At 64.4% G+C, this 25,860-nt stretch carries 27 protein-coding genes; 15 read left to right on the top strand and 12 right to left on the bottom strand.

All coding sequences use genetic code 11. The features are described 5' to 3' along the window. Positions 1 to 17: 17 nt before the first annotated feature. The 3 genes from J3E61_RS02230 (at position 18) to J3E61_RS02220 (ending at position 3,135) form a co-directional block, all read left to right on the top strand. Positions 18 to 1,061, top strand: a complete 1,044-nt coding sequence (locus tag J3E61_RS02230; RefSeq protein WP_210082448.1) for a hypothetical protein — start codon at positions 18 to 20, stop codon at positions 1,059 to 1,061. A 192-nt stretch (positions 1,062 to 1,253) separates the two neighbouring features. Then, on the top strand, positions 1,254 to 2,507 hold the full coding sequence (locus J3E61_RS02225) for a cytochrome P450 (protein WP_210082447.1): 1,254 nt from the start codon (positions 1,254 to 1,256) through the stop codon (positions 2,505 to 2,507). Continuing rightward, positions 2,500 to 3,135 carry a TetR/AcrR family transcriptional regulator gene (locus J3E61_RS02220; protein ID WP_210082446.1) on the top strand — a complete coding sequence of 212 codons (636 nt, stop codon included), beginning with the start codon at positions 2,500 to 2,502 and terminating at the stop codon, positions 3,133 to 3,135. The genes J3E61_RS02225 and J3E61_RS02220 overlap by 8 nt, the downstream gene beginning before the upstream one ends. Before the next feature lie 2 nt (positions 3,136 to 3,137). Here J3E61_RS02220 and J3E61_RS02215 read toward each other — a convergent pair whose 3' ends face one another. The 4 genes from J3E61_RS02215 to J3E61_RS02200 all read right to left on the bottom strand — a co-directional run bounded on the left by J3E61_RS02215 (position 3,138) and on the right by J3E61_RS02200 (position 5,815). After that, complete coding sequence (locus tag J3E61_RS02215) at positions 3,138 to 3,821, bottom strand: hypothetical protein (RefSeq protein WP_210082445.1); 684 nt, start codon at positions 3,819 to 3,821, stop codon at positions 3,138 to 3,140. 99 nt (positions 3,822 to 3,920) lie between these two features. Then, positions 3,921 to 4,736, bottom strand: coding sequence for a mycofactocin-coupled SDR family oxidoreductase (locus tag J3E61_RS02210; protein ID WP_192726905.1), 816 nt, complete (start codon positions 4,734 to 4,736; stop codon positions 3,921 to 3,923). A gap of 79 nt (positions 4,737 to 4,815) precedes the next feature. Beyond that, complete coding sequence (locus tag J3E61_RS02205; protein WP_192726904.1) at positions 4,816 to 5,337, bottom strand: HPP family protein; 522 nt, start codon at positions 5,335 to 5,337, stop codon at positions 4,816 to 4,818. 124 nt (positions 5,338 to 5,461) lie between these two features. After that, complete coding sequence (locus tag J3E61_RS02200; RefSeq protein ID WP_210082444.1) at positions 5,462 to 5,815, bottom strand: hypothetical protein; 354 nt, start codon at positions 5,813 to 5,815, stop codon at positions 5,462 to 5,464. Positions 5,816 to 6,010: 195 nt separating this feature from the next. Here J3E61_RS02200 and J3E61_RS02195 point away from each other — a divergent pair, with 195 nt between their 5' ends. Then, a complete protein-coding gene (locus tag J3E61_RS02195) occupies positions 6,011 to 8,044 on the top strand; it encodes a DUF4185 domain-containing protein (protein WP_210082443.1) in 2,034 nt (677 codons plus the stop codon). 97 nt (positions 8,045 to 8,141) lie between these two features. Next, positions 8,142 to 9,095 (top strand): esterase family protein, encoded by a 954-nt coding sequence (locus J3E61_RS02190; protein WP_210085392.1) that lies wholly within the window; start codon positions 8,142 to 8,144, stop codon positions 9,093 to 9,095. Here the strand turns inward: J3E61_RS02190 and J3E61_RS02185 are convergent. After that, positions 9,092 to 9,832 (bottom strand): DUF427 domain-containing protein, encoded by a 741-nt coding sequence (locus tag J3E61_RS02185; RefSeq protein WP_210085391.1) that lies wholly within the window; start codon positions 9,830 to 9,832, stop codon positions 9,092 to 9,094. The genes J3E61_RS02190 and J3E61_RS02185 overlap by 4 nt on opposite strands. A gap of 80 nt (positions 9,833 to 9,912) precedes the next feature. Between J3E61_RS02185 and J3E61_RS02180 the strand changes: the two genes are divergently transcribed. The 6 genes from J3E61_RS02180 (at position 9,913) to J3E61_RS02155 (ending at position 15,243) form a co-directional block, all read left to right on the top strand. Then, entirely contained in the window at positions 9,913 to 10,101 is a 189-nt protein-coding gene (locus J3E61_RS02180) for a hypothetical protein (protein WP_192726901.1), read from the top strand. 108 nt (positions 10,102 to 10,209) lie between these two features. Further along, positions 10,210 to 11,226: a peptidoglycan-binding protein gene (locus tag J3E61_RS02175; RefSeq protein ID WP_210082442.1), complete on the top strand. Its 1,017-nt coding sequence runs from the start codon at positions 10,210 to 10,212 to the stop codon at positions 11,224 to 11,226. A 15-nt stretch (positions 11,227 to 11,241) separates the two neighbouring features. Next, positions 11,242 to 11,655: a DUF1232 domain-containing protein gene (locus tag J3E61_RS02170; RefSeq protein ID WP_210082441.1), complete on the top strand. Its 414-nt coding sequence runs from the start codon at positions 11,242 to 11,244 to the stop codon at positions 11,653 to 11,655. A gap of 444 nt (positions 11,656 to 12,099) precedes the next feature. Continuing rightward, a complete protein-coding gene (locus J3E61_RS02165; RefSeq protein ID WP_210082440.1) occupies positions 12,100 to 13,155 on the top strand; it encodes a hypothetical protein in 1,056 nt (351 codons plus the stop codon). Between the two features lie 107 nt (positions 13,156 to 13,262). Next, complete coding sequence (locus J3E61_RS02160) at positions 13,263 to 14,312, top strand: aminotransferase class I/II-fold pyridoxal phosphate-dependent enzyme (RefSeq protein ID WP_210082439.1); 1,050 nt, start codon at positions 13,263 to 13,265, stop codon at positions 14,310 to 14,312. Next, a complete protein-coding gene (locus J3E61_RS02155; RefSeq protein WP_210082438.1) occupies positions 14,293 to 15,243 on the top strand; it encodes a DMT family transporter in 951 nt (316 codons plus the stop codon). Before J3E61_RS02160 ends, J3E61_RS02155 begins: the two co-directional genes overlap by 20 nt. 20 nt (positions 15,244 to 15,263) lie before the next feature. On the opposite strand, the gene J3E61_RS02150 is transcribed toward J3E61_RS02155, so the two are convergent. Together J3E61_RS02150 and J3E61_RS02145 are read right to left on the bottom strand one after the other, a co-directional pair. Then, complete coding sequence (locus J3E61_RS02150; protein ID WP_210082437.1) at positions 15,264 to 15,953, bottom strand: response regulator; 690 nt, start codon at positions 15,951 to 15,953, stop codon at positions 15,264 to 15,266. Beyond that, the gene (locus J3E61_RS02145; RefSeq protein WP_210085390.1) at positions 15,950 to 17,503 is read right to left on the bottom strand and encodes a sensor histidine kinase; all 1,554 of its coding nucleotides are present in this window, start codon (positions 17,501 to 17,503) and stop codon (positions 15,950 to 15,952) included. The genes J3E61_RS02150 and J3E61_RS02145 overlap by 4 nt, the downstream gene beginning before the upstream one ends. 89 nt (positions 17,504 to 17,592) lie before the next feature. Between J3E61_RS02145 and J3E61_RS02140 the strand changes: the two genes are divergently transcribed. From J3E61_RS02140 to J3E61_RS02130, 3 genes are all read left to right on the top strand, one after another. Further along, complete coding sequence (locus J3E61_RS02140; protein ID WP_210085389.1) at positions 17,593 to 18,207, top strand: DUF4352 domain-containing protein; 615 nt, start codon at positions 17,593 to 17,595, stop codon at positions 18,205 to 18,207. A gap of 108 nt (positions 18,208 to 18,315) precedes the next feature. Further along, positions 18,316 to 19,698 carry a cation:dicarboxylase symporter family transporter gene (locus tag J3E61_RS02135; protein ID WP_192726894.1) on the top strand — a complete coding sequence of 461 codons (1,383 nt, stop codon included), beginning with the start codon at positions 18,316 to 18,318 and terminating at the stop codon, positions 19,696 to 19,698. A gap of 166 nt (positions 19,699 to 19,864) precedes the next feature. Next, entirely contained in the window at positions 19,865 to 20,170 is a 306-nt protein-coding gene (locus J3E61_RS02130; RefSeq protein WP_192726893.1) for a hypothetical protein, read from the top strand. A gap of 57 nt (positions 20,171 to 20,227) precedes the next feature. Here the strand turns inward: J3E61_RS02130 and J3E61_RS02125 are convergent, their stop codons facing one another. From J3E61_RS02125 to J3E61_RS02110, 4 genes are all read right to left on the bottom strand, one after another. Next, positions 20,228 to 20,524 (bottom strand): hypothetical protein, encoded by a 297-nt coding sequence (locus tag J3E61_RS02125; protein WP_192727019.1) that lies wholly within the window; start codon positions 20,522 to 20,524, stop codon positions 20,228 to 20,230. Between the two features lie 108 nt (positions 20,525 to 20,632). Further along, on the bottom strand, positions 20,633 to 21,823 hold the full coding sequence (locus tag J3E61_RS02120) for a lipid-transfer protein (RefSeq protein ID WP_210082436.1): 1,191 nt from the start codon (positions 21,821 to 21,823) through the stop codon (positions 20,633 to 20,635). 117 nt (positions 21,824 to 21,940) lie between these two features. Further along, positions 21,941 to 22,282: a DUF732 domain-containing protein gene (locus J3E61_RS02115; protein ID WP_192726891.1), complete on the bottom strand. Its 342-nt coding sequence runs from the start codon at positions 22,280 to 22,282 to the stop codon at positions 21,941 to 21,943. A gap of 101 nt (positions 22,283 to 22,383) precedes the next feature. Beyond that, positions 22,384 to 23,505, bottom strand: coding sequence for an FHA domain-containing protein (locus J3E61_RS02110; RefSeq protein ID WP_192726890.1), 1,122 nt, complete (start codon positions 23,503 to 23,505; stop codon positions 22,384 to 22,386). A gap of 89 nt (positions 23,506 to 23,594) precedes the next feature. Here J3E61_RS02110 and J3E61_RS02105 point away from each other — a divergent pair, with 89 nt between their 5' ends. Then, entirely contained in the window at positions 23,595 to 24,647 is a 1,053-nt protein-coding gene (locus tag J3E61_RS02105) for a dihydrodipicolinate reductase (RefSeq protein WP_210082435.1), read from the top strand. Between the two features lie 82 nt (positions 24,648 to 24,729). Here the strand turns inward: J3E61_RS02105 and J3E61_RS02100 are convergent, their stop codons facing one another. Then, positions 24,730 to 25,776 (bottom strand): cupin domain-containing protein, encoded by a 1,047-nt coding sequence (locus J3E61_RS02100; RefSeq protein WP_210082434.1) that lies wholly within the window; start codon positions 25,774 to 25,776, stop codon positions 24,730 to 24,732. Positions 25,777 to 25,860 lie beyond the last annotated feature (84 nt).

Genomic DNA, 25,860 nt, shown 5'->3' with positions numbered 1-25,860 from the left:
CGACATACTCTTCGACGGTGAGTCGGAGACATCGCTGCCCGAAGCGCTCCTCGTGGCCGTGGCGGGGCATCGGCTACCTCATGATCGTGCTAACACTGACAGTGACCGGTTGCCAGCAGTCGCCGCCCGACCGCCGCACGCAGGCCGACCAGCTCACTGAGCAGGTCCGGGCGCTGCCCGGAGTGGCTGCGGCCAACCTCGATTACGCCGACGCCTTCCTAGCGGGCAACGTGCATGCCTGGTTGACGGTCGACGTCACCGACGCCGCCACCGCCGACCAGATCGCCGCCGTGGCCGCCCGATACCTCGAGGGGTTGCGGGCCGTCGACTACGGCGGCTACGACACCGAGCTCGACATCCGGCATGGCTGGAACCTGTTCGCTGTCGACAGCGGGCAGCACGCGGTCACCAACACCGATCAGATCATCGGGCAGGCCCGTGATTGGGCGGCGCTGCGCCACGAATTCTCCCGCGCCACAGTCACTTTGCGCGCCACCGTCACCCATCCGCCGCAGGGTTCGGCACGCCCCGACCTTGGCCATCCCAGCATCGGCACGATCGACATGCCCGATGCCGACTACGCCTCAGTCACCTCGGCGATCACCACGTTGGGTGCCCGATTCCCCCAATTGTCCGCTGGCACATGGACGGTCAGTGCAACCAATCACGCGCGCACTGCGCAGATCAGCACCTCCCAGCGGCTGCCGACGGGCCAGGAACTCGCGGTGTGGGGCACGCTCAACGCCGACCAGACCACGCCACACTCCGACGCAATGGCGATCAACCCACCGCAGGCCCCGCCGGTCTGGATATCGGAGGAAGTGACCTCCCACGATCCGGCGGTCGCGCTCGCGCTCGCCGAGCGACATCTACCAATCGCGGCGACGCTGCCCCCACCGCTGCTGTACACCGCCACCGATGAGCTGCAGGGACGTCGCGACTTCAACGCTCGCACCACCGGCCCCGTCGCCATCACGATCGGGGGCTGCACTGTGCGCACCTACCCGCCAGACCCAACCGAGCAGCGCTTCATCCATACCTACGAAACATGCAGGGCCTGAGGGTCTAGCATCGATCGCCTGCCTTTGACGGCTACTCCCGTTGGACGTTATCTCCTGAAACGTATGATCGTAGAGCGGACAGGCGCCGGATGATCAGCGAATTACGATTTCACATTGACCTTCGAAGCGCACTGGTCATACACTTTTGATATATATGTCCAAAGGAACGCTCCACCGGAGGTTGAGGCATCGATGAATGCGCGCAGTACCGTTCCGAACGTCTTCGAGGCCGACCTCCCCAGGTTCAACTACGACCTCACCGCCACTCCGCATGACATCCTCGAAGACGTCAGGCTGGCGCAATCGCGTGCGCCCATCGCCATCGGCCCCCTCGGTCCGGAGATACTGTCCTACGAGTTGGCTCGGGAAATATTGCGCGACAACAGATTCCGCCTGCCGCCCGGCATCACCTTAGCGGCGCAGGGCATCACGTCGGGTCCGTTGTTCGACAAGATGGCGACCAGCCTGCTGGGGCTGGACGGTGCACCTCATGTTCGGTTGCGCAAACTGGTTTCCAAGGCGTTCACGCCCCGCGCGACGTCACGTCTCCAAGACACGATCCACGAGGTGGTCAACGGACTGATCGATCAGGTGATGGACGCCGGACGGTGCGACGTCGTGACCGACATCGCGCGTCCGTACCCCACCCCAATCATGTGCGCGTTGCTCGGTGCGCCTCGAGAGGATTGGCAGCTGTTCGCGGACTGGACTGAGGAGGTCTTCAAAGCCCTCAACTTTCAGCCCGATGCCAATTTCGACGAGTCCGCGATCATGCGCGCATGGCGTGAACTCGACGCGTACGTCGACGACATGGTCGCCGCTCGCCGAGGCAATCTGACCGATGATCTGCTGTCTGAGCTCATACGCGCTGAAAGCGACGGCGACCGGCTCAATCTCGACGAACTGCGCATGCTGGTGGCCGGCTTCTTGATGGCGGGAACGGATACGACGCGAAACCAACTGGCGGCGTCGGTTCAAGTGCTTTGCGAGCATCCGGACCAGTGGACGAAGCTGCGCGACCATCCAGAACTTGCGATGCAGGCGGTCGAGGAGAGCATGCGCCACTCACCTGCCGCCTGCATCGTGCCGCGAGCGGCCGTTGACGATGTCGAGTTCGGTGGCTATATGTTCCCGGCGGGCACCTTCGTACTCGCGAATACCTTTGCGGCCAACAGAGATCCAGCGATCTACGACGATGCTGACCGCTTCGACATCACACGCAAAGACGTTCCGGCGATCCTGACCTTCGGCGGTGGCGCGCACTACTGCCTGGGGGCCAATCTCGCACGTCGGGAACTGGCGGAAGCACTCACAGTTCTCACTCAACGCCTGCCCGCACCCCACCGAACCGGTCCGGCCCCGTGGAAATCCCTGCTCGGAATGACAGGCCCGACGACACTTCTCATCGAGTTCGAAGCGAAAGCGCTCGTGACAGCGAATGCGTAGTCGCGGCTGGGCGGGATCAACGCCCGCCTCGGACGAGGAGGCGATCGCCCGCATTCTGGACGCGGTAGACGAAGAGGTCGCCGAGCACGGACCGGCGATACGCCTTGCCGACGTCGCCCGCAGGCTAGGCATCACCCGCCAGACGGTGTACCGCTACTTTCCCAATGCTGACGCGCTGCTCATCGCCAGCTCGATGCGTGCGGTCAACGGGTTCATCGACCAGGTCGTCGAACACGCCAGCGGACTCAACGACCCCGTCGTCGCAGTCGTCGAATGTGTTTCGTTCGGAGTCGAGAACCTCTCCGGTGATCCGCAGCTGGAGAACCTATTGAGCCGTCGACATGAAGGCGAAGCCATCACTTCGTTGACCTCCGACACGGCGATCTCATTCTGCTTGACGGTTTTCCACCGCCTTGACGTCGACTGGAAGCTTCACGGCTTCGACACCACCGCGCTCGGTGAGCTTGCCGAAATGACCTTGCGCACAGTGCAGTCCCTGCTGACTGATCCTGGGCAGGTGTCGCGCAGGGACCTCCCGCTACGCCGGTTCGTTGCGCGATGGCTCGGTCCAGCGATCCTCCATCCACGAGTGACGTCGCTGGCTAGAGCTGCCGCGCCGACTGGCTAAGCTCAGCTGGCTTCGTGTGACCGTGACCGGCCCATCCGCCACTTGGTCTTCTTCGGCGTTTGGTAGTAGTCCTCGGTCCAGGCGTCCATCATCGTGTCGGCGTCGCTGTGCACGGGGCTATTCGTCACCTGCCATCCGCGACCTTCAATCTCCTTCGTGCACCACCGTATCAACGACCCCTCGGCGCCGATCTCCTCTGCAAGAAGAACCCGCTCCTCTGACGTCAACTTGTCGCTGAACGCATCCATGCAGTTCTTCAAGCGAAAGTAGGGAATGGCTTCATCGAATCGCCGACACAGGTCGACGAGTTCCTTTCGCGCCTGGTCCAGCAAGGGGGTCGGCTCGCCGTGTTCGGCCGCCGGGACCGCCGGCTCTTCGTCTGCGCTCGGCTGCGCCGTGCCTTGCGCGTCGTCGGCGGTCTGCGTCAGCTCGCGAAACCTGACGCGCAGCTCCTCGAGCTCAGCGGTCGCCGCTTCGGCTTTCTCCCGCCACCATCTGACGTGGTACTCGACCAGCCTCGCCTCACAGTCAGGGCAGACAGCCGCTGGACGGAATGTCGGGTCCAGCGGGGCCGCATTCGCGAGCACCAGCCCGCAGAGCGCTTGGTCGTTGCGGTGGTTTAGGTAGTTCTGGTGGTGCACCACAGAGGAAGATGTCTCGTACACGTAGTTGTGGGGTGGTTCCACACTGCGAACGTAGTCGAGGAGTGCCGTCGCGTTCGGCGGTTCTGGGAATCGATCGTCGGCACAATGCAACTCGGTCGGTTCGACCCGTGCCTGTGAAGTTCAGACCTTGGTGGCACCCATGTCGACTGTCAGCTGCGTTGCCGTGACGGCGCGCGAGAGATCCGAGGCCAGATATATGACCGCATCGGAGATGTCGTCGACTGCGGCGGGAAACGGAGTGGACAGCACACAGCCGAAGGACATCAGGTAGTTCGTGTGGGCGCTGAGCAACTCCGCGACTTTTGGGTCTTCACTGAGCACCGTGGCGACGCCCCAGGGGTGGATGGAGTTGACCCTGATGTTGTACTCCCCGAGCTCAATGGCCGCAGATTTCGTCAGCCCCACGACACCGTGCTTGGCTGCCGAATAGTGACTCTGGCCCGGCAATGCCTTCAGTCCCGCGACCGAGCTGATATTCACGATGGATCCACCGTTGCCCGCCGAAAGCATGTGGGGGACCGCGGCTTTCATCGTGCGCCACACCCCGGTCAGGTTCACGTCGATCATCGTCTGCCACTGGTCATCCGGCATCTCCCAGAAGCGCCCCCAGTCGCTGATGCCCGCGTTGGCGACGACGACGTCCAGGCGTCCTCCGAAGCGCTCGACGCCGTCAGCCAGCACCGTGTCCATCGCGCCGGAGTCCCGCACATCAGCGATCTCCATCAGGCATGGCCGGCCCTCGGCCTCCACCAGTCGAACCGTTTCCTTGAGTTCGGCCTCGGTGGCGCCGGGGCATCCGCAATACGGTGACACGTCGGCGGCGATGTCGATGCCGATGATCGACGCCCCTTCGCGCGCGAGGCGCACCGCGTGATTGCGGCCCATGCCGCGCGCCGCGCCGGTGACGAAGGCGACCTTGTTCTCCAGCAGACCCATGACAATCCCCCGACTCGCTGAACTCCGCTATGTATTACATAGCTGTCCGCTAGCGAAGTCCGCAGTGAATTCGCGAAGGTCACCACCAGTAGTGGGGATATTTCGCGCGGTTGATCTTGTTGCCCACCAGGCCGACGGCAACAAGAATGGCTGCCGCAGAGCCGATTAGGACAACGAACTCCCAGCGCGGGATGGCGGGTGCGACGGCGATCATCGCGGTAGCGGCCGCCGGTGAATGCGACATCCGCATCAGCTTCATGCCGCCAAGAGCCAGCGCCCCGGCAACCGCTCCGCCCCATAAGGCGTCCATGCCGATGGTGCCGACAAGAACCCCGACCATCGCCGACATGATGTGTCCGCCGATGACATTGCGCGGTTGCGAGAGCGGGAAGTGCGCACCGCCGATGACCAACGCCATGCTGGCCGCCAACGGCGGAATCAGCCACGGTTCCCGGGTCAGCGCCGTCAGCGCGGCCACGATGCCGAGCGCTACGAGGCTCACGATCGTTTCGACCACGATGACCTGGAGTCTCTGCCTTGGCGGCGCTGAACTTGCATACCAGCGCGACCTGGTCGGGGCGGGTGCCTCGGCCTGCGTCACTGAACCTCCCGAATGGTCAAGCCATCCCGGAGAAAGCTAGGTCGTCGGTTTACCTGAAAGCAACAATTGCGTGATTCACGCTAATTATCAAGCGGGACAAGGAATGTCGATACGAGCGCTACCGCTAGCCGGATACGGTTTGCCGACTGTCGCCGGCCCCCGATTCATATGCGTTATCGCTGCCCGTCATGAGGGGCATCCCGCGATCATGGGCGCCGGCCTCGTTGATAGCCCACTCGGCGAGCAACTCTTCGAGTTCCTCGTCGATCGACTTCGGGCCAGGCTCGCGAACACGCGCGGCTTCGGTGACCAGTGCGAGGACGACAAACTGGGCCGCCCCGAGCAGCAGCAGCGGCCAGGCTGCTCCGGCCACCACGGCGACGGACGCCGGACGCGACACACGCCGACCCATCAGCGCCAGGCCGATCGCGGTGACGACCCAGCCGGTCAGATAGGTGTACAGAACTGCGTTGATCATGATGCACAGTGTCCGCAGCGCCGCTTGGGGGATTCTTGGCGACCGCGTCAAGATCAGTTGCTGGGCAGCGTTTTCGCAAATGGGATAGGCGTCACGTAAGCCGGATTTTCTTTTTGCCGTTTCACACATGAGTTCGGGTCAAGGGTGAGAGGGTTGTCCCAAGTCGGGGATGCATCAACATGCTGGGGGAAGTAAATGGGTGCATCGGCATATATCGGTCGTGTAGGCGGTCTGGCGGTGGCGCTCGGGGTGGGAGCGGCGATAGCTACTGGCCAGGGCGTTGCCTGGGCCAGTCCAACCGACACGGATTCGTCGAAATCGTCGGCATCGGCACCCGCTGATACCGATTCGAATGCGGCATCCGACGCATCGACCACCAAGTCGTCCCTGGCCGACTCGTCGTCCGAGACTTCGGCGTCCAAGCCTGAGACCGTAGCGCCGGCCGACGAGGCTGAGGCGGCCGACGGTGCCGAAGCCGGGTCCGCCGATACGGACACCGAAGTAGCTGCCCCGTCGGCGCACCGGCCGAAGAAGCGGTCGGCTACCAACACGGTCCGTGTCGAGAAAAAGGCGTCCGCCCGGCCCGCCGCCAAGGTGGCCGATGCGTCGACCAGTCGCTTGTCAGCCACCACGTCGACAGCCGACGTCGCTGACAAGGTCACCATCGAGAAGCCCGCTGCCACCCTGCAAGCCGGCCCTGTCACTGTCGTGCCCGCCACCGTTGCCTCGCCGACCGCATTCACGCTGGCCGCACCACGCACCATGGTGGTGACTTCTCAGCCAACGGCCGCGCGGCTGACGCTCCCGCGGCTGGTGACAAATCTGTTGTCGGCCTTCGGGCTTGGGTCGCTTGCCGCCAATATCCCAGGCGTGCCCAGTTGGTCGCCGCTCGGGCTGGCGCTGCTCGCATTGGGAGCGCGCCGAGAAACCGAGCAGACGGTCTCCACGGCCGGCGCGCCCGTCGCCGCGTTGGCGCTGACACCGACAGCCGCGGCGCTGACATCGTCGGAACCGGGAACGACAAGGACCCCGGTATCGGTGAGCACCAACACGCAATTCATCGAATATGTGACCGGGCCGGGCGGTTTGAACGACACGCAGAGGCGCTTCGGCATCGGCGGCACCGACCTCGGAATCATGTGGGACAACGGAATTGCCGACGATCCGACCACCGCGGTCAACGAACACCAGGTGTTGATCGCGTTCGGCGACACATTCAGCAACAGCTTCCCCGTCCGGTCCGGCATATGGCGGATGAACACGCTGTTCCGCAGTTCGGACGCGAACCTGTCGAACGGGTTGTATGTGCCTGCCGGCATTCAGAACGACCCCGGCAAGTACAGCGGCTCGCCGATGACCGATCCCAACTTCTCGAGAGAGATCCTCGGCCATCCCTCGTACGGCATCGGACAGCCGGAAGTGACGATCATCCCGACCGCGGCGATCTCGGTTCCCGGTGCCGGACCGAACGGCGGGACGCGGCAATACATGAACTTCATGGCCGTCAGGTCATGGGATACACCAGGCCGCTGGACCACGAACTACTCGGGCATCGCGTATTCCGATGACAACGGCCAGAATTGGCGGGCCGAACTGGTGCCGGCGTCATCGATCCGCACTGCAGCGCCGGGTCGGTCCACGGTGCCGTACATCTCTGGCAACCAGAACTTCCAGCAGGGCGCGTTCGTCAAGCCGCCGCCGGGCTCGGCAGATGCCGCCGCGGGCTGGGTCTATTCGTACGGCACTCCGTCGGGCCGCGGCGGCACGGTGTACCTGTCACGGGTCAACCAGTACCAAATACTCGACCAGACGAAGTACCAGTACTGGAACGGGACGAAGTGGGTGGCCAACAACCCGGCCGCCGCCAAGCCGATCCTGCCGGGAAAGCAGACCACCGGCTTCTTTGGCTTCGGCGCGACCACGGTCTATCCCAGCGTTGGAGAAATGTCCGTCCAGTACAACCCGTATCTCAAGAAGTACGTCATGCTCTACGCCGACGGTGGCAACAACGTCGTCATGAGGACATCGGATACGCCACAGGGAACATGGTCGGCGCCAAAGACTTTGGTGACATCGGCAAAGATGCCCGGTCTCTACGCACCTATGATCCACCCCTGGTCCGGCACCACGAATGTGCCCGACTCCGACCAGAAGTACCTGTTCTGGAACCTGTCGACCTGGGGCAACTACGAGGTACGTCTGATGCGTACCGACTTGACGAAGGTATAGCGGCCGCGATCCGCAAGATTTGGTAACAAGCTGGTCAACGGTGCGCGCCGTGCGAAGATTGCCGCCGTCGCGCTGCTAGGTTGCCCGCGTGAGGCTGATGATCGGCAGAATCTGCGTGGTGTTGCTGGCGGTGCTCACCGCGATCGCGGTTGAATCGCCGACGGCGGCAGCGTATTCACGCAACGGTCTGCCCGTGGAGACCCTCGAGGTGCCGTCGCCGTCGATGGGGCGCGACATCAAGGTGCAGTTTCAGGGCGGCGGTCCGCACTCTGTGCTTCTGCTCGACGGACTTCGCGCCCAGGACGACGCCAACGGCTGGGACATCAACACCGCGGCGTTCGAGTGGTTCTACCAGTCGGGCATCTCGGTCATCATGCCCGTCGGCGGACAATCCAGTTTCTACACCGACTGGTACCAGCCTGCGACGGGCAGTTCAGGAACCCTGACGTACAAATGGGAGACCTTCCTGACGCAAGAGCTACCCGCGTGGCTCGCCGCGAACAAGGCGCAGGCGCCGACGGGCAATGCCGTTGTCGGACTGTCTATGTCGGGCAGTGCGGCGTTGACTCTGGCCATCTGGCATCCGACGCAGTTCATCTTCGCCAGCTCATTGTCCGGATACCTCAATCCGTCAATGGGCTTGTGGCCCACGCTGATCGGCGTCTCGATGAAGGATGCGGGCGGATACAGCGCCACGAACATGTGGGGGCCGACGTCTGACATCGCTTGGCGCCGTAACGACCCGATGGTCAACATCAGCACGTTGGCGGCCAATAACACCGCGCTATGGATCTACTGCGGCAACGGCGTCACCGGCGAGCTCGACGACGGCGCGAACCTCGGCAACCAATACAGCGCCCAGGTGCTGGAGAACATCACGCTGTCGACGAACAAGGAGTTCCAGCAGAAGTACGTCGCGGCCGGCGGTCACAACGCGGTGTTCAACTTCCCCGCCGACGGCACGCACAGCTGGGGCTACTGGGGATCGCAGCTACAGGCGATGAAGCCTGATCTGGTGCGGATCATCGGCACCCAACCACCGCCTGGCTAACCGAACTGCGTCTGCGGGCGAGCGAGCTTCACACCGTCGACCGTGAGGTCGAGCTTCTCGTTGTAGAACGCGACCATTCCTGTGATCGGGGCGACCGCCGGTAGGGGATAGTGGTACGTCCACGCCAGGTCGGGATGGACGGCGTCGCCCACCCGCACCGACCAGTAACCGGACGTGACGCCCTTGTACGGGCACAGCGTCTGCGTATCAGACGGCTCCAAATGCTCGAATGCCACGTCGGTCCTGTCGATGTAATACCTTGTCGGCAAACCGGTTTCGAACAACAGTACCGGGCTGTGCGTGTCGGCCAGCACCACGCCGTCCAGCTCCACGATGACGTGACGGTGCGAGCGCAGCGCGTCAACCCGGGCATACGGATTGCGGGGATGACCCCAGATAGGCTCGTCCTCCTCGAACCACGCCAGCCGATCCCATTCGAAACGCACCAGGCCGGCGACGGGACCCTCGCCCTCATCGAAGACCCGCGCGGCCGAGTCGTACGTCTGGCCGCCGCCGACCAATGCGAAGGTCCGCGACGGACCCATCTGCACCTTCTGCGGATGGTTCTCGTCTTTCAGAAACTCGCGACGAACGTCGGCGAGCGGGATGTAGTACTGCGGGTAGTACGGCACTTCCCAGACGTAGCGCGCCGAGGTCGTGTCAAAGACCAAGTGGTCGCCGAGGAAGCCACGGACTCGGCGTGGGGCCGGCTCAATTCGGCCGCGGACCGCGGCCATCTGGGGATAGTCGGTTGTCGGCTGCTGAGATGTAGTGCTCACCTCTCCATCATGGCCAAAGTCGCGCCTACAGTGAATGGATGCGCATCGCCATCGCGGTTGTTGGAGTGGTCGTTTTCTTGTTCGGCCTGCTGTGGGCCCTGCAGGGCTTCGGCGTCGTCGGCGGAAGCCCGATGAGCAACACGACGACCTGGTCCATCATCGGTCCGATTGTCGCGGTGATCGGCATCGTGGTCGCAGTCGGCGCGCTTCGCCGCCCCAAGTCGTAATACCCAAACTCCGACGGTAACGCCATTGCATGACGGCGCGTGACGTTGCTCGGTCGGCGAGCCGCCAATTCCGTTACGGCTGAATGGAATTCGGCGTAGCGTCGAGGCATGGCAGTTGTATTGCGACCAGGTGACAGTAACGATCTTGTCCGGCTGTTGCAGGCTCGGCTGAACCGCGACTACCCGCTGTACTCCAACCTCGTCGTCGACGGAATCTACGGGCCGCGCACCACGGCAGTGGTCCGCGAATTCCAGCGCCGGGCGGGCCTGGTGGTCGACGGCATCGCCGGACCGCAGACGCTGGGACGCCTTGGGCTGAACTTCGATCAGCCTCCGCCACTGCCCACCAATCTGCCGTTCTTCTACTGCGCCTCCGGCACCTGGGCCACGCCGTTTCAGGGGCCCCCGTTCGACGTGGGCTGGCGCCTGGAGCAGATGGGCCGGGTCCGCAACCAGCCAGTTGGCTACCCCGCGGCGGGTTTCCTGTATCCGAATCCGTTCTTGAGCTACAACGAATCCGTGGCGGAGGGCGTCGCGGAGTTGATGCGGCTGATCCTGATGAATGCCGGACAGTTCTACCTCTGCGGGTACAGCCAGGGCGCCGAGGTGGTGGTGCGAACGCTGCGACTGATGCTGCCCGGCCAACCCCTGGCGCACCGCGCCGGTGATCTGCTGAAGGTGATCACGTTCGGCAGCCCATGCCGTCCGCCCGGGCCAACGCTGCTCGGCAACAACCCGCCGGGGGCCGGCATCTCCGGCATCTACACACCTGACCAGTTCCGCTCGCGCACATACGATTTCGTCCTGAACGGCGACATGTACGCCACGACCACCGGCGACACGCTGCTGCATCTCGGCTACGAGGCCCTGACGCCGCTGGAACTCGAGTTGCCGTTCGCTCTGAAGATCTTCACCTTGATCCAGAGCAACGAATTCCTTGCCCTGCTCAACCTCGCGAATACCCCGGAGACCATCGCGAAACTGATCAGAACTTCGATCGTCGTCGGCGACTTCCTGATCCGAAATCCTCACATCCACTACGGCGACTGGCCCGATTTCAACGGGGTCAACGGCGTCGACCGCGCCGTGCAGATCATTGCGACGGGTTCGACGGGCGGCCCTTAGGCCGATCATTGAGTCGTGTCGCACGACTGGTGGACGATCCCGCTCGGCATCGCCTGTGGCCTCGTGCTGCTGTGGGCCGCCCTTGCGACGGTGCTGTGGCTGACCAAACCCGGCGATCATGACCTCAAGGAAACGCTGCGCCTGCTGCCCGACGTGATTCGTCTGATCAAGCGGTTGGCCGCGGACCCGGCAACGCCGCGTGGCGTCCGGATCAGGCTGTTGCTGCTGCTCGGCTACCTCGCGCTGCCATTCGACCTCATTCCGGACTTCGTTCCGGTGCTCGGTTACGCCGACGACGCGATCATCGTCGCGCTGGTGTTGCGCTCGACGACGCGCAGCGCGGGGCCCGACGCGTTGGCCAAGCACTGGCCGGGCACGCCGCAGGGACTCGCGGCGCTCAACAGGCTGTGTCGGCTGAACGGCAAATGAACTTCTGTGATCCAGCTAACACGGCAAGGTCTGTCTTTTGTTTCCCGACGCACCCACGCATCAGGCGTCCCGCCAACGTGCCCGGCAGGTGACAGGTGTCGAGAAGTTTGCTGTCGTGTCGGGTGTGATCTGCCGCTCATTTTCGCTCAGAAACATAAGAAGTCGTTATCTGTAAGCCGCAAACTTTCGATAATCCAAAGGTTGCCAGGAGGTCGTATGACCAGCTAAACCCGGCAAATCGGATTGCCAGCTGAATATAACAACTGCATAACGAAGAGTTTCTTAAGCGGCGCCTGAGAGCTTCCGCGCAATTTCGGCCGATTGGCCATGTCACCCGCTCGTAACACGCTATTTCGTCGCTAGACTCGACGCAGATCGCGCCGAACAGGCGCAGATGACCTGCAATCTAGGGCCGGTGCACGCCCATACCGGCGGAGGTACCGATTGAATATGGCTAACTTTTTGTTGCCTGAGAGCACTACTGATTCGCATGTGAATAACGAGGCGCACGTTGATCCGGACGTCGCCATCGTGGGCAGCGTCGCGGTGCGGCGGGGGCCGATCGGCGACATCGCTGCGGGCGACGTCGTCGTCGCCGCCAATCACGGCCACGACAGCATCTCGTTCATCAATCCCGATGGACTCGTCCTCGAGCAGACCATCGGCGTCCCCGGCGAGCCGGTCGCGGTCGTCATCTCGGGTGACCGCGCCTATGTGAGCACCACGTCGGCGACCTATGACTCTGTAGCGGTGGTCGACACCACCACCAGGACAGTCATCGCGAACTACCCGCTGGCCTTCGGTGTCACCGCGCTGGCCATCAGCCCGGACGGCAAGCGCGTCTATGCGGGCCGCACCGGTGACAGCCACGTCGACGTCGCGGTCATCGACACCACCGCTGACCGCGTCGGCACCATCGACATCGCGTCCGGCGCCGGCATCGGCATCGACGCCATCACCGTCGACCCGACCGGCAAGCGTCTGTATGTCGCGACCACCGATGTCCGCGGCAGCCAACTCGTAGTCGTCGACGCCGAGACCACCCGCGTGGATCGCAAAGTGTGGGTCGGCTCGCCGATCCGCGACGTCGCTTTCGCCGACGGCACCGCATACGTGCTGACGTCGGACCGTGAGCGCGGGGGAGCCGTCAGCGTCATCGACATGGCGGCCAATCGGATCACGGACACCATCGAGCTCGGTATCGGCGCCCCGACGCAGATGGCGCTCAGCCCCGACAAGACCCGCGCGTACATCGTCGACTACGACCATGTCGCGGTGGTGTGCACGCTGACCCACCGAGTGGTTACCAAGATCTCCATCGATGCCCGGCCTTCTTGTGTCGCAATGACTTCCGACGGTGGCCGGCTCGTCGTCGCCGACTACGACGGCTACGTCGGTGTCTTCACCGTCGCGTCGACTTTGCCGATGTTCTATTCGCAGCTGGTGGCCACTGAGCCGATCGGCGTGCCTGCGCGCGAACTGGAGCCCGTCACCGCCTGAGTGGTTGCGCGTGGGAAAACGCGTAGTGAACTACGCGTAGCCGGCATGGCAGACCTTCCTACGGTTCAAAGCACGGTTTTTACACGTGCTCAGACCAGGAGGACACCATGCCCGGGCCCGCAATTGACTTTGGTGCGCAGGGCGGCGATCCAAGCCGCGGGGTCGATATGGACCTCAGCACCTGCGTAAACCGTTACGGGCCTGCGCCCGCTGCAATCGCCGCGCTGCGTGGTTTCGAGCCGGCCGACATCGTGATGCATCCGTACGAGGCGGCGCCGCAGCTGATCGACTTGTACCGCGAATCAACCGGGGTGTTGCACGGCGAGATGATTGCGGGCCGCGGTGCCAGCGAGTTCATCTGGGCGATGAGCCGCGAGCTCGACCACGCCTCGGTGCAGGTGCCGATGCCGGCATATACCGATTACCTGAAGGCGTTTCCCGGCCGCGGATTCAATCCTTTTGCGACGCAGATCCCGTCGCTGGAATTGATCGATGAGGCGCTGAACGCCGCTGGCGCCGTGATCATTTCGAATCCCCACAACCCAACCGGCACGCATCTCGATTCCGAAGGGCTCATCGCCGTCGCTGCCGCGCATCCCGCCGCAGTGCTGGTGGTCGACGAGTCCTACATCGACTTCACACCGGATCCCGCAGGCTGGTCGGTGCTCGGTTGCGAGGTGCCCAACGTCGTGGTGCTGCGCTCAACGACAAAGTTTTACGGCATCGCCGCCACGCGTACGGGGATCGCGTGGTGCGCTGAATCCGCCCCCCTGGCAAGTCTTTTCGGGCAGCAGGAGAACTGGGGATTATCCGGTGTCGACGTCCGCGTCGCCTGTGCGGCGGTGCGGGATCTCGACTGGTCGGATCGCAGCAGAGCGCAGATGCACACCGACAACGCGTGGCTCGCCGAGACCTTGTGCGGTGTCAGCGGCCTCGAGCTGTGTGCCAACAAAAACGTGCACTTCCAATACGCATTCTGCGAACGCTCCGCAGAGGTGGCTGAGATATTTAGCAGACACGGGATCGGTGTGCGCGTGCTGGGCGCCGCCCATGGGGTTCGGCCCGACGCGTTGCGCGTCGTCGCACCCCGTCATGACGAGCGAGAGCGGTTCGCTGCTGCCCTCGCGGACGTGATCGATGAGCGCGCCGCGGCCTGACCACATCGGCGTGGTGGGAGTTGGCCTGGCCGCGGTCGGAGCGGTGGCCTACGGCATCGCCACGGTCATCGGTCGGTCGTTGGCGGGTGCCGGCGTTGACTCGGCGACCGCGCTGGGCATTCGGTTTTCGATCGCTGCGGTCATTCTGGCGGCGTTGATGCGGCTGCGTCATGTGTCGATGCGGCCGGCCGCGGGCGAGTGGCTACCGATTGTGCTGCTCGGCGCGATCGGCTACACGCTGGAGTCGACGCTGTTCTACCTGTCACTCGGCCATGGCACCGCTTCCGCCTGCATCCTGTTGTTCTACGCGTATCCCGCGATCGTCACGGTGATCGAATTCGCCCGGGGCAGAGAACAACTCACCAAGACAACAGCGATGGCATTGGGGTTGTCCGTCGCCGGTACAGCGAGCGTGGTCGCGGTCGGCCGCGACGTGTCGATCTCGCCGGCGGGCATCGTCCTCGCGCTCGTGGCGGCGACTGCCTACGGGTTGTATCTGGTTGTCGGGCGCGATGTCCGACGGCAGACCGACGCGATGACCGCGGCATGCTGGGTCGCGACAGGTGCGGCGGCGGCGTCGCTGACGCGGGGTGCCGTCGGTGGCACGTTGCGGGTGCCGACGGGTCATCTGTTACAGATCGTCGGCTATGGCGCGGTGACGGCGGCCGCGTTCGCGTTGACGTTCGCGGCGCTGGCCCGGATCGGCGCAAGCCACACGGCCGTCGTCTCGACGCTGGAGGCGGCGTCGACGGTAATGCTCGCGGGGATAGCTCTGGGCGAGGGTATTACGCCAGCGCAGGCGTTCGGTGGCGCGGCGATTCTGGCCGCGGCGGCGCTCATTGCACGCTCGCACCGGGGCGAGCGTGCGCGAAATGCCCGCATCGTCCGGCGTGTCGGCGTGCAGACACGCACGCTCGCGGTAGAGGGGTAAAGGGGTAGAGGGGTGACGGGCTAGCGCCAGGTGTAGCGGGTCTTAGGCCGGCCTGCCTTGCCGTAGTCGGTCTGCCGCGTGACCGTGCCCTCGTCGGCGAGACGCTCGAGATACCGCCAGGCCGTCACGCGTGACACACCGATCTGCTTGGCGACCTCGTCGGCGGTGATGCCGTCGACGGAATCCCGGACCGCACGCGCGATCTCGTCGTTGGTACCGGGTGCTGCGCCCTTGGGTGCGGCGGATCTGTCTGAGCCGACCCGCAATTCGGCAAGCGCGCGATCGACCTCGGCCTGGCTGGCCGCATCGGTGCCTGCGGGCAGTGCCTCGCGGTAGCGCTGGTAGCGCTCAAGGCGGTCGCGAAACGCCGCGAACGTGAACGGCTTGAGCAGATACGCCAGCGCGCCGTGGCCGACCGCGGCGCGGACCATCTCCAGGTCACGCTCAGACGTGATCGTGATGATGTCGGGTGCTGGGCGCAGGCCCGACAGACCGGACGCCAGCGCGATGCCGTTGGCATCGGGCAGTCCAATGTCGAGCAATACCAAATCGATTGGCGTTTCAGCGGCAAGCGCCTCCGACGCGGCGCGCATCGCGTCGCGGGCGGTGTGCGCGACGGCGGCCACCGAGAAACCCTGCAGGCGACCCAGATATGTGCGATGGGCCTCGGCGATCAGCGGCTCGTCCTCGACGATCAACACGCGGATCACGACTTCACCGTCACTGTCACGACCGAACCGTAGGTCACATCGGCGGTCAGCGTACCGTGGTGTCGCTTCACGACCTGCGCAACCAAGGCCAGGCCAAGGCCGTGTTGTTCGGCGTCGGAACCCGCTTTCGTCGAATAGCCGCGCTGCATGGCTTTTTCGAATGTCGCGGCGTCCATGCCGGGGCCGCTGTCGGCCACTCGGATCAGCAGCGTGCCGTTGTCCTGGGCGACGGTCACCTCGATCCACGGGTCGTCGCGGTCGCAGGCGTCCATCGCGTTGTCGATCAGGTTGCCGAGCACCGTGACCATCTCCTGACCGGACAGCGCGAGATCGTCGGCGTTGGAAGGCAGGTGCGTTTCCTCGGTGACGGTCAACTCGATGCCGCGTTCGTCGGCCTGGGCGGTCTTGCCGAGCAACAACGCGACCAGTGCGGGTTCTCCGACGGCGCTGGAGAGCCGGTCGACGAGTTGCTGGGACAGCTCCAACTCGTTGGTGGCGAATCTGACGGCCTCGTCGGCGCGGCCCATCTCGACCATCGTGACGATGGTGTGCAGCTTGTTGGCCGCCTCATGCGCTTGCGAGCGCAGGGAGTCGGTGAGCACCTTCAGGGAGCTGAGTTCGCCTAGCGCGCCTTGTAATTCGGTGCGGTCGCGGATGGTGACGACTTCAGCATCGCGCGGCCCGTCTTCGACGGGGGAGCGGTTGACGACCAGCACCCGGTCGTCGGTGACGTGTACCTCGTCGCGCGCTCCGGGGTTATAGGTGCGCAGGAACAGCGGAAGATCCGTCCCGTCCACGGGTCCGGGTGGCAGTGCGAGCAGCCTGCGCGCCTCGTCGTTGGCCAACGCGACGCCGTTGCGATCCAACACGATCAGCCCCTCGGACACCGAATGCAGGATCGCGTCGTGGTGTTCGTACATCACGCGTAGCTCGTCGGGCCGCAGGCCGTGCGTCTGCCGGAACAGCCGGCGCCGGATCGCCCACACCCCGACCAGGGCGATGGCGAGCGCGCCGACGCTGACGGCGACGATCGTCGGCACCTGCGAACGCCAACGGTCGGCCAGGCTCTGCTGCAGGATGCCCGCCGACACCAGTCCGACGATGTGTCCGCTGCCGTCGCGTACTGGGGCCACGGCGCGGATCGACGGCCCAAGCGTGCCGGTGTAGACCTCGGTGAACGTTTCTCCGCGCAGCGCAGGCTCGATGGTGCCGATGTACTTCCCGCCGATCTGTGTGGGATCGGTGTGGGTGAAGCGCGTCCGGTCGGGCGCCATGATCGTGATGAACGCGATGTCGGTGTTCTTGCGGACGGCCTCGGTGACCGGCTGCAAAGTCTCTGTGGCCCTTCCGGATTGGATTGCGGCCGCCGTCGACGGCGAATCGGCCAGTGCCGTCGCGATGCCGAGCACCTGCTGCCGCGCTGCGTCGTCACCGTCGCGGGCTGCGTCGAACAATGCCAGGGCGCTGCCGGCCAGGACCACCACCGCGATCACGAGGATCTGAAGTGCGATCGCCTGAGTCGCCAGAGACCACGGCCGCGAGCGGCCAATGGAGCGGTTCACGGGTTCATCTTGTCTGTTGACGCCCCTGACATCGGCCGATCGCGAGGAATCGGCCGGCCTGGTTACCATCGGCGCCTATGTGGCCACCTCCGCCGGCGCCAGGCTGGTACCCGGACCCGCGCGGCGTTTCCGGCCAGGCGTACTGGGATGGTCAGCAATGGCTGCTCCCGCCGCAGCGCAAGTCGTCGCGGCGAAAGACTCTTGTCATCGTCGCCGGCGCCGTCTTCGTCGCGGTCGCCTTGATGCTGGCTTCACCACTCGGTCAGAAGGTGATTCATAAGTCGAAGTCGACGCAGAGTTCGGCCCCATCGGGTCCAGCGCCGGCGGCGCCTCAACACCCGTCGCAGGTCAAGCTCAACCAGGAGGGCCGGGACGGCAATCTGACGTTCCTGGTCACTTCCGTCGATTCAGCGGGAACCTCTGTCAACGTCCACCTGAACGTCAAGAACGCAGGCAACCGCCCAGTGGTTTTCTGGACCGACAACCAGCGGCTGTGGGTTGGCGAACAGTGGTTCATGCCGGACAAGGCGGCTGCGGCCAAGGCCGGCACCACGAGCGTCAAGCTCGAGCCGGGGAAGTCCGCGACGGTCGTCGTGCCGTTCACCGTTCCCGCCGGAAACACCGACTTCGACCATATCGAACTGCATGACGCAGCGGTGTCAACGGGCCTATCCGTCGTGCCGCGGCCGTAGCCTGCGCAGCGGATGCAGTTGAACGTAATGAACTAAAACGTGACCTGGCTCACCTTCTAGCCGAGAGTCCAATGCACACCACTTTGGATTTCGACCTGGAGGGACGCCATGACCACGAGTTTGGAAAGGCAGCCGGTGGCCGAGCCACCGCGCCGACGCGATCGCACCCATTGGCTCTACATCGCCGTCATCGGCGCCGTGCTGGCGGGCATCGTCGTCGGTCTGGTGGCGCCTGAGGTTGGCAAGAGCGTCGGCGTGCTCGGCACGATGTTCGTCAGCCTGATCAAGATGATGATCGTGCCGGTCATCTTCTGCACGATCGTGCTCGGCATCGGCTCGGTGCGCAAAGCCGCGACTGTCGGCAAGGTCGGCGGTCTTGCGTTCGTCTACTTCATGGTGATGTCGACGTTCGCGTTGGCGATCGGCCTGGTGGTCGGCAACCTGATCCATCCCGGCAGCGGCATGCACATCACCGAGAAGACCGCGAGCAAGGGCGCCGAGCTGGCCGAGAAGGCTCACGAGTCCGGCGGCCTCATGGACTTCGTCCAGCACATCATTCCCGACACGCTGTTCTCCGCGCTGACGGCAGGCAACGTGCTGCAGGCGCTGTTCGTCGCGCTGCTCGTCGGCTTCGCGCTGCAGGCGATGGGTCGTCAGGGCGAGCCGATCCTGCGCGGCATCGAGCATCTGCAAAAGCTCGTCTTCAAGGTTCTCGTGATGATCCTGTGGCTGGCTCCGATCGGTGCGTTCGGCGCGATCGCCAACGTCGTCGGCCAGACCGGCTGGTCCGCGGTGACCCAGCTGCTGACGCTGATGCTCGGCTTCTACATCACGTGCGTGCTGTTCGTGTTCGGCGTCCTGGGCGTCATCCTGCGCGTCGTGTCGGGCGTCTCGATCTTCAAGCTGGTGCGCTACCTGGCCCGCGAGTACCTGCTGATCTTCTCGACCTCGTCGTCGGAGTCGGCACTGCCGCGGCTGATCGCCAAGATGGAGCACCTCGGTGTCGACCGCAGCACCGTCGGCGTCGTTGTGCCGACCGGCTACTCGTTCAACCTGGACGGCACCGCGATATACCTGACCATGGCGTCGCTGTTCATCGCAGACGCGATGGGCGCCCCGATGTCCGTCGGTCAGCAGATCGGTCTGCTGGTCTTCATGATCGTCGCGTCCAAGGGCGCTGCCGGTGTGACCGGCGCAGGCCTGGCGACCCTGGCCGGCGGCCTGCAGGCCCACCGCCCCGACCTGCTCGACGGCGTCGGCTTGATCGTCGGCATCGACCGGTTCATGTCCGAAGCCCGGGCCGTGACGAACTTCTCCGGTAATGCCGTCGCAACTGTCCTCGTCGGCTCGTGGACCAAGACGATCGACCGCGACAAGGTGAACGCCGTCCTGGGTGGAGAGGACCCGTTCGACGAGCTCACCATGGTTGATGACGATCGCGCCCCGCACGCCGAAGAGCCGCCACAGGAGCGAATCCCTGTGCCGGTGTAGGGCGCGCGAAGGAAAGGCCCGGCCGAGCCCCTCCGGCCGGGCCTTTCTATTGCCTCGAGACCCCTTGAGACGTTCGGAAAGTTTTTGAAATCCCTTTGAACCCCCTGCGGCCTCCGCCCGTTGAACCGGCTGACATCCACCAACGGAAAAGATACGGAGGCTCGCCATGCGTGCCATCTTGTTCACACTGATCGGGTTGGCCGCTGCGGCTTGCGGTTTGATCCTTGCCCCTTCGGCGTTCGCGGCCGAGTCCGCAATCGTCACCATCGGCTCGTTGCAGGCCCAGGGCTTCGACGTCAAGATTGACCGCGTCGGGAGCGCGCCGCTCTCCGACTGCGTGGTCACCAGCGTCCGAAACCCAAGGAACAGAACGGAATTCGTCCCTGTACTCGGCGATCATGAGCGCGGCGGCGTCGTCCCCGTGATCGTCGACCGTACCGTCACGGTGTCGCTGGACTGCTCAGGGCGCTGACAATGAAAGACCCGGCCGGAGCAACCGGTCGGGTCTTTCGTTGTGAATCGTGTCAGCTCAGCGCGAGCAATTCAGGGTCACCGAAATCGTCTGACTCGTAACCACTTGCACAAGCACGCGGTCGCCGTCCTTGCCCGGACCGGTGTACGGCACCCACTGCGTGACTCGCTGAGGGTTCCTGACACTCGTCACCACGCACTGGTCAAGCGGGCCGGTGCCGACGCGGTCGATGTTGACGGTGTAGCCCTCGCTCTGCAGCCGACTGATCGTCTCCTGGGCCGTCTCCTCGGCCGATGCGAGGCCCGCGGGGGCCGCGACCGCTGCACACACACCCGCAACCACGGCGGCGAGCATCAACTTTGTCGGCACAATCCAATACTCCTCCCATTGCCGAGCAGACGCAAAACTGCCCTTTTTCGGCAACATTTCGGCAGTTTTGCGTCTGCCCGCGAGAAGGGGTGCCTACCGCTCGGCGCGCTGGTAGGCCGTCACCACCGCGGCACCGCCGAGGCCGATGTTGTGCTGCAGCGCGGCGGTGACGTTGTCGACCTGCCGCTTGTCGGCCGTGCCCCGCAGCTGCCACGTCAACTCGGCGCACTGCGCAAGTCCCGTCGCACCAAGCGGGTGGCCCTTGGAGATCAGCCCGCCGGACGGATTGACGACCCAACGACCGCCATAGGTGGTGTCGTTGTTGTCGATCAGTTTCGGGGCCTCGCCCTCACCGCACAGGCCCAGCGCCTCGTACAGCAAGAGCTCGTTGGCAGAGAAGCAGTCGTGCAGTTCGATCACCTGGAAGTCGGACGGGCCGAGGCCGGACTGCTGGTAAACCTTCTGTGCGGCTTGAACATTCATGTCGTAGCCGATCAGGTTCTTGGCGCTGCCGTCGAAGGTGGAATCGAAGTCGGTGGTCATCGCCTGCCCGACGATCTCCACCGCCTGGCCTGCCAGCCCGTGCTTGTCGACGAACGCTTCGCTGGCCACGATCGCCGCGCCCGAACCGTCGGAGGTCGGTGAGCACTGCAGTTTGGTCAACGGATCGGAGATCATCTTCGCCGCGAGGATATCGTCGAGCGAGTACTCCTCCTGGAACTGTGCATACGGATTGTTCACCGAATGCTTGTGGTTCTTGTACCCGATCTTCGCGAAATGCTCTGCAGTCGTGCCGTATTGGCGCATGTGCTCGCGTCCGGCGGCGCCGAACATCCACGGTGCCACCGGGAAGGCGAACTCGTCGATCTCAGCCATTGCTTTCACGTGCTTGCCCATCGGAGATTCGCGGTCCTCTGCACCGCCCTGAAGCGGGCCCGGCTGCATCTTCTCGAATCCCAAAGCGATTGCGCAATCGGCCAACCCGCCCCGGATCGTCTGGGCGGCAAGGAACAACGCCGTCGAACCGGTCGAACAGTTGTTGTTGACGTTGGCGATCGGGATGCCGGTCATGCCGAGTTCGTAGAGCGCCCGGTTACCCGACGTCGAGTCGCCCGCGACGTAACCGACGAAGCCCTGCTCGACTTCGGAGAAGTCGATGCCCGCGTCCTTGAGTGCGTTGGTGCCGGATTCGCGCGCCATGTCGGGGTAGTCCCACCCCTCGCGGCGGCCCGGCTTTTCGAACTTCGTCATCCCTACGCCGACCACGAAAACTTTGTTAGCCATGCGATCGACAGAAACACATAGAGGGGCGAACTGTCTAGATGCGCTATCGAGGAGGCCGCCGCAAAAAAGGGTGCGGGGGCCTCGCCGCCGCAGCGAGGCCCCCGCATGGGGGAGGGCTTATTTGAAGTAGCCGGTGTACTCGGGGCAGTAGGCGTTCACCGCGATGACCACGAAGGCGGCCGCTTGATGGGTGGTCAGGTCCGTGTTGTCCAGGATCTCCTGGCCGAGGTCCACCGGCTTGGCACCGTCCTCGAGCGCGCTGCAAACGTAGTGGGCGTTCTGGATCGCGGCCTTGGGCGTGTCGTAGGAAATGTCCTCGCTGCTGATCTCGGTCAGGAACGTGTTATCCGTCGAGCTGACCGCACCGGCGGTGCCGGCCGTGGCGACGGCGGCAAGTCCAAGAACAGTGGCGACGAGTGCCGTGCCGGCGAACTTGGCGACGCGGTTCGGGGCGAACATTGGGCTCCTTGGCGATGTCGTCTCGGTCCGGGTGTTTCCGGGCTGACATCAGAGTCCGACGAAGGCCTTGGCGGATTCTTGGAGGATTCTTGGCGTCGCGACTATGCCTGCTGCGGCGCGATCTCGAATGTGAACTCGTGGTCGCAGATGCGGATCCGGTCGCCGTCGGCCAGGGTCGCGGTGCCGCGAATACGCTGTCCGCCCACGTCGACCCCGTTGGCCGAGCGCAGGTCGGTGATCACAAAGCTCGTGCCGGTGTCGATGATCACGGCGTGATGGCGGCTGACCTTCGTATCGTCGAGCACGATGTCGTTGTCGTCCAGTCGCCCGATGCGGGTGGCAGCGGCCCGCAGCGGAAAGGCGTGTCCAGCCGCCGATCGCAGACTTGCCTGCGTATGCGTGGCGTCGACAGAGGTGCGTAGTCCGAAGTTGTGGACCGTGTGCACAGCGGTGGTCTTGGCCGCCTTCTTCACGTCGAGTGGTTCCTGGCGCAGGATCCGCTCGTGCAGCGCGCGCAGCGTCGGGCCCGGATCGATCCCGAGGTCGTCGGCGAGCGTGGTCTTCAGCCGCTGGAAGGCGTCGAGTGCCTCCGACTGCCGGTCGGACAGGTAGTACGCGGTGATCAGCTGCGCCCACAGCGGTTCGCGGTAAGGATGCTCGACTGTCAACGACTCGAGCTCGCCGATGACGGCATAGCCACGCCCACAAGCGATTTCGGCTTCCGCACGCGCGGTGTGCGCCACGACTTTGTCCTCGGTCAATGCGGTCGCAAACGCTCCGACGAACTGGAAGTCACGCAGATCCTCCAGCACGGGTCCGCGCCATTCGGCCAACGCTGTCGTCAGGTGGCGGCTGGCTTGCTCGAATTGCCCTGCCGCGGCGGCCTGCACGCCCGCGGTCTTCTCGAGAATGAATCGGCCGATATCGCAGGCGGTGTCGTCAACCGTGAGGCGATACCCCGGCGGGGCGTTCTCCAGCATCGACCGCGAGTCGCCGAGCAGCCTGCGCAAATTGGAGATGTAGGAGTGCAGGCTGGCCCGCGCCTCCGACGGCGGCCACTGTTCCCACGCCGCCGTGATCAGCGAGTCGATCCCGACCGGACGATTGCGGTTCATCACCAGCATGGCCAGCACCGCACGCTGTTTCGGGGTGCCCAGCGGCACAGACCGGCCGTCGACCGTCGCCTGCAACGGTCCCAGCACGCCGAACCCGATCTTGGTCATCGAGCCAATTGTCACCCGCCGGCGCCATTTTGTGGTGTAGACCGGAGTAGAACGTGTTCTAGTTTTCCAACCGCTGTCAAGGAGGCGAGATGGGCCTGCGGGTCGTGCAGTGGGCAACCGGAGGGGTCGGGGTCGCCGCGATCAAGGGCGTGCTCGAGCACCCTGACCTGGAATTAGCCGGCTGCTGGGTGCACTCGGAGGACAAGGCGGGCAAGGACGTCGGCTCGCTGATTGGTAGTGAACCTCTCGGTGTCACCGCGACCAACAGCGTCGAGGAGATTCTGGCCCTGGATGCCGACGCCGTGATCTACGCACCGTTTCTGCCCAATCCCGACGAGGTGGCGGCGCTGCTGCGGTCGGGCAAGAACGTGGTGACGCCGGTGGGGTGGGTCTATCCCAGCGAGCGCCACGGTGCGTCACTGCGGGAGGCGGCGCTGGCAGGCAACGCGACATTGCACGGCACAGGGATGGCGCCAGGCGGCATCAGCGAGAAGTTTCCGTTGATGTTTTCGATCATGTCGACCGGCATCACATTCGTTCGTGCCGAGGAGTTCTCCGATCTGCGCTCGTATGAGGCGCCGGATGTGGTCCGTCACATCATGGGTTTCGGTGAGGTTCCGGAAAAGGCGCTTTCCGGGCCGATGCAGAAGCTGCTCGACGGCGGCTTCATCCAGTCGGTCCAGATGTGTGTGGACAAGCTGGGTTTCAACGCGGAGCCAAAGGTGCGGTCCACCCAGGAGATCGCGGTGGCGACCGCGCCGATTGACTCGCCGATCGGTGTCATCCAACCGGGCCAGGTCGCGGCGCGGAAGTTCCACTGGGAGGCGCTCGTCGACGGCGAGCCCGTCGTCCGAGTGACGGTGAACTGGCTGATGGGTGAGGAAAACCTCGACCCCGCATGGTCATTCGGCCCGGAGGGGCAGCGCTACGAAATGGAAGTCCGTGGCAACCCGGATATCAGGGTGAGCGTGAAGGGCTTTCAGTCCGAGATCGGTGGCGAAGGCCCCGAATACGGTGTGGTCGGCACGGCCGCGCATTGCGTGAACTCGATACCCGCGGTGTGCGCGGCCACGCCCGGCATCGCGACGTATCTGGACTTGCCGTTGATGAGCGGCAAGGCCGCACCGGGCTTGGGAGTGTAGAGATAGATGCCCAAAGTGCCCGGCTCTGCGCGACTTTGTCGCTGCCGCCGACTTTGTCGCCTAGAGCCGGGCAATTCAGGAGTCAGCGGTCCAACGGGTTGTGCCGGTTGACGATCAACGGGTCTGACGAAGTGAACGGGAAGTTCGGCAGGTCGTCGATGTGGGTGTTGAACGTCGCGGCCAGCACTTCCCGCGAGTACGCGCTGATGGACGTGCGGTAGCCGATGTCGGCGGGGAACGGCTGGTCGAAGAAGATCAGGAAGTGCCACTCCGGGGCGTCGAAAACCTCGATGTGATGCGGATAGGCGCGCGGTATGAAGTACACGTCGCCCTGGTCGAGGTACCAGGTGTCCAGTGTGCCGTCGGGATCCATCACTGTCATGCGCGCAGAACCGCTTTGCACATAACCCATTTCAGCCGTGACCGGATGCCAGTGCGGCTCGCGCATGCCGTCTTCGCGGATGCGCAGCGAGTACATCGACAGATCCTTGAGCGCGGGCCAGAACTGGACGCGGGCGGTGCGGGCGGATCCGACGGCGGCCTGGACCGGTGGCGTCATCGCCTCGACAGCGAACTTGTGGGGGTCGTTGAAATGCGCGGTCGACGGCACCACTGCGTCGCCAATGCGGCCGACGATCGAGCGGTCGACCAGGTTGCGACGGATCGCTCTGAAGTCCGACGCGTCGAGGTCATAGGTGTTGCCGAGCACCGCGTCGGTCATTGCGCCGAATGCACCGGCGAGGCCGAAGTCCTCGGGACGTTCGTGGCGGAACGTGATGATGAACTCGGCGGGGTCGGTGCCGATGTTCTCGATGTGATGTAGTGAGCCGGAGTCGATGTGGAACATTTCGCCGGCGCTGATCGTGAAGCTCGCGAACTGGCTGCCGGTGTCGAGCACGGTGACCAGTGCGGTGCCTGAGATGCAGTAGGTCAGCTCGTTGGCGTTGGCGTGCCAATGCGGGGTGCGCATCGCGCCGGGGTTGATCACCAACCGCTTGATCGATAGACCATTGAGGATCGGGAAGTTGTCGGCGGTGAGGCGCTGAATGAAGCCGAGGTCTGACTCTTCGACGACCTCGCCGTGTAGTAGTGATGCGGCGTGTGTGCTGCGGTCAATGGATAGCGTCATGCAGGGTACTTTCGCGCACCAAAGGCGCGCTGGTCATCGCCGCTGGCCACCAATATGTGCTACCGGCTAGCCGGTAGCGCGCAC

The sequence above is a fragment of the Mycobacterium sp. OAE908 genome (assembly GCF_017872775.1).
Lineage (GTDB): Bacteria > Actinomycetota > Actinomycetes > Mycobacteriales > Mycobacteriaceae > Mycobacterium.
Note: the sequence above shows the minus strand (reverse complement) of the source record. Positions and strands in the feature narration are given on the sequence as shown.

Excerpts from the sequence above, each read along its gene's own strand:
- J3E61_RS02220 (WP_210082446.1), top strand. The coding sequence starts at position 2,500 with ATGCGTAGTCGCGGCTGGGCGGGATCAACGCCCGCCTCGGACGAGGAG.
- J3E61_RS02135 (WP_192726894.1), top strand. The coding sequence starts at position 18,316 with ATGACCACGAGTTTGGAAAGGCAGCCGGTGGCCGAGCCACCGCGCCGA.
- J3E61_RS02160 (WP_210082439.1), top strand. The coding sequence starts at position 13,263 with ATGCCCGGGCCCGCAATTGACTTTGGTGCGCAGGGCGGCGATCCAAGC.
- J3E61_RS02115 (WP_192726891.1), bottom strand. The coding sequence starts at position 22,282 with ATGTTCGCCCCGAACCGCGTCGCCAAGTTCGCCGGCACGGCACTCGTC.
- J3E61_RS02175 (WP_210082442.1), top strand. The coding sequence starts at position 10,210 with ATGGCAGTTGTATTGCGACCAGGTGACAGTAACGATCTTGTCCGGCTG.
- J3E61_RS02195 (WP_210082443.1), top strand. The coding sequence starts at position 6,011 with ATGGGTGCATCGGCATATATCGGTCGTGTAGGCGGTCTGGCGGTGGCG.
- J3E61_RS02200 (WP_210082444.1), bottom strand. The coding sequence starts at position 5,815 with ATGATCAACGCAGTTCTGTACACCTATCTGACCGGCTGGGTCGTCACC.
- J3E61_RS02180 (WP_192726901.1), top strand. The coding sequence starts at position 9,913 with ATGCGCATCGCCATCGCGGTTGTTGGAGTGGTCGTTTTCTTGTTCGGC.
- J3E61_RS02120 (WP_210082436.1), bottom strand. The coding sequence starts at position 21,823 with ATGGCTAACAAAGTTTTCGTGGTCGGCGTAGGGATGACGAAGTTCGAA.
- J3E61_RS02225 (WP_210082447.1), top strand. The coding sequence starts at position 1,254 with ATGAATGCGCGCAGTACCGTTCCGAACGTCTTCGAGGCCGACCTCCCC.
- J3E61_RS02140 (WP_210085389.1), top strand. The coding sequence starts at position 17,593 with ATGTGGCCACCTCCGCCGGCGCCAGGCTGGTACCCGGACCCGCGCGGC.
- J3E61_RS02185 (WP_210085391.1), bottom strand. The coding sequence starts at position 9,832 with ATGGCCGCGGTCCGCGGCCGAATTGAGCCGGCCCCACGCCGAGTCCGT.
- J3E61_RS02110 (WP_192726890.1), bottom strand. The coding sequence starts at position 23,505 with ATGACCAAGATCGGGTTCGGCGTGCTGGGACCGTTGCAGGCGACGGTC.
- J3E61_RS02130 (WP_192726893.1), top strand. The coding sequence starts at position 19,865 with ATGCGTGCCATCTTGTTCACACTGATCGGGTTGGCCGCTGCGGCTTGC.
- J3E61_RS02210 (WP_192726905.1), bottom strand. The coding sequence starts at position 4,736 with ATGGGTCTGCTGGAGAACAAGGTCGCCTTCGTCACCGGCGCGGCGCGC.
- J3E61_RS02105 (WP_210082435.1), top strand. The coding sequence starts at position 23,595 with ATGGGCCTGCGGGTCGTGCAGTGGGCAACCGGAGGGGTCGGGGTCGCC.
- J3E61_RS02155 (WP_210082438.1), top strand. The coding sequence starts at position 14,293 with ATGAGCGCGCCGCGGCCTGACCACATCGGCGTGGTGGGAGTTGGCCTG.
- J3E61_RS02190 (WP_210085392.1), top strand. The coding sequence starts at position 8,142 with ATGATCGGCAGAATCTGCGTGGTGTTGCTGGCGGTGCTCACCGCGATC.
- J3E61_RS02100 (WP_210082434.1), bottom strand. The coding sequence starts at position 25,776 with ATGACGCTATCCATTGACCGCAGCACACACGCCGCATCACTACTACAC.
- J3E61_RS02125 (WP_192727019.1), bottom strand. The coding sequence starts at position 20,524 with ATGCTCGCCGCCGTGGTTGCGGGTGTGTGTGCAGCGGTCGCGGCCCCC.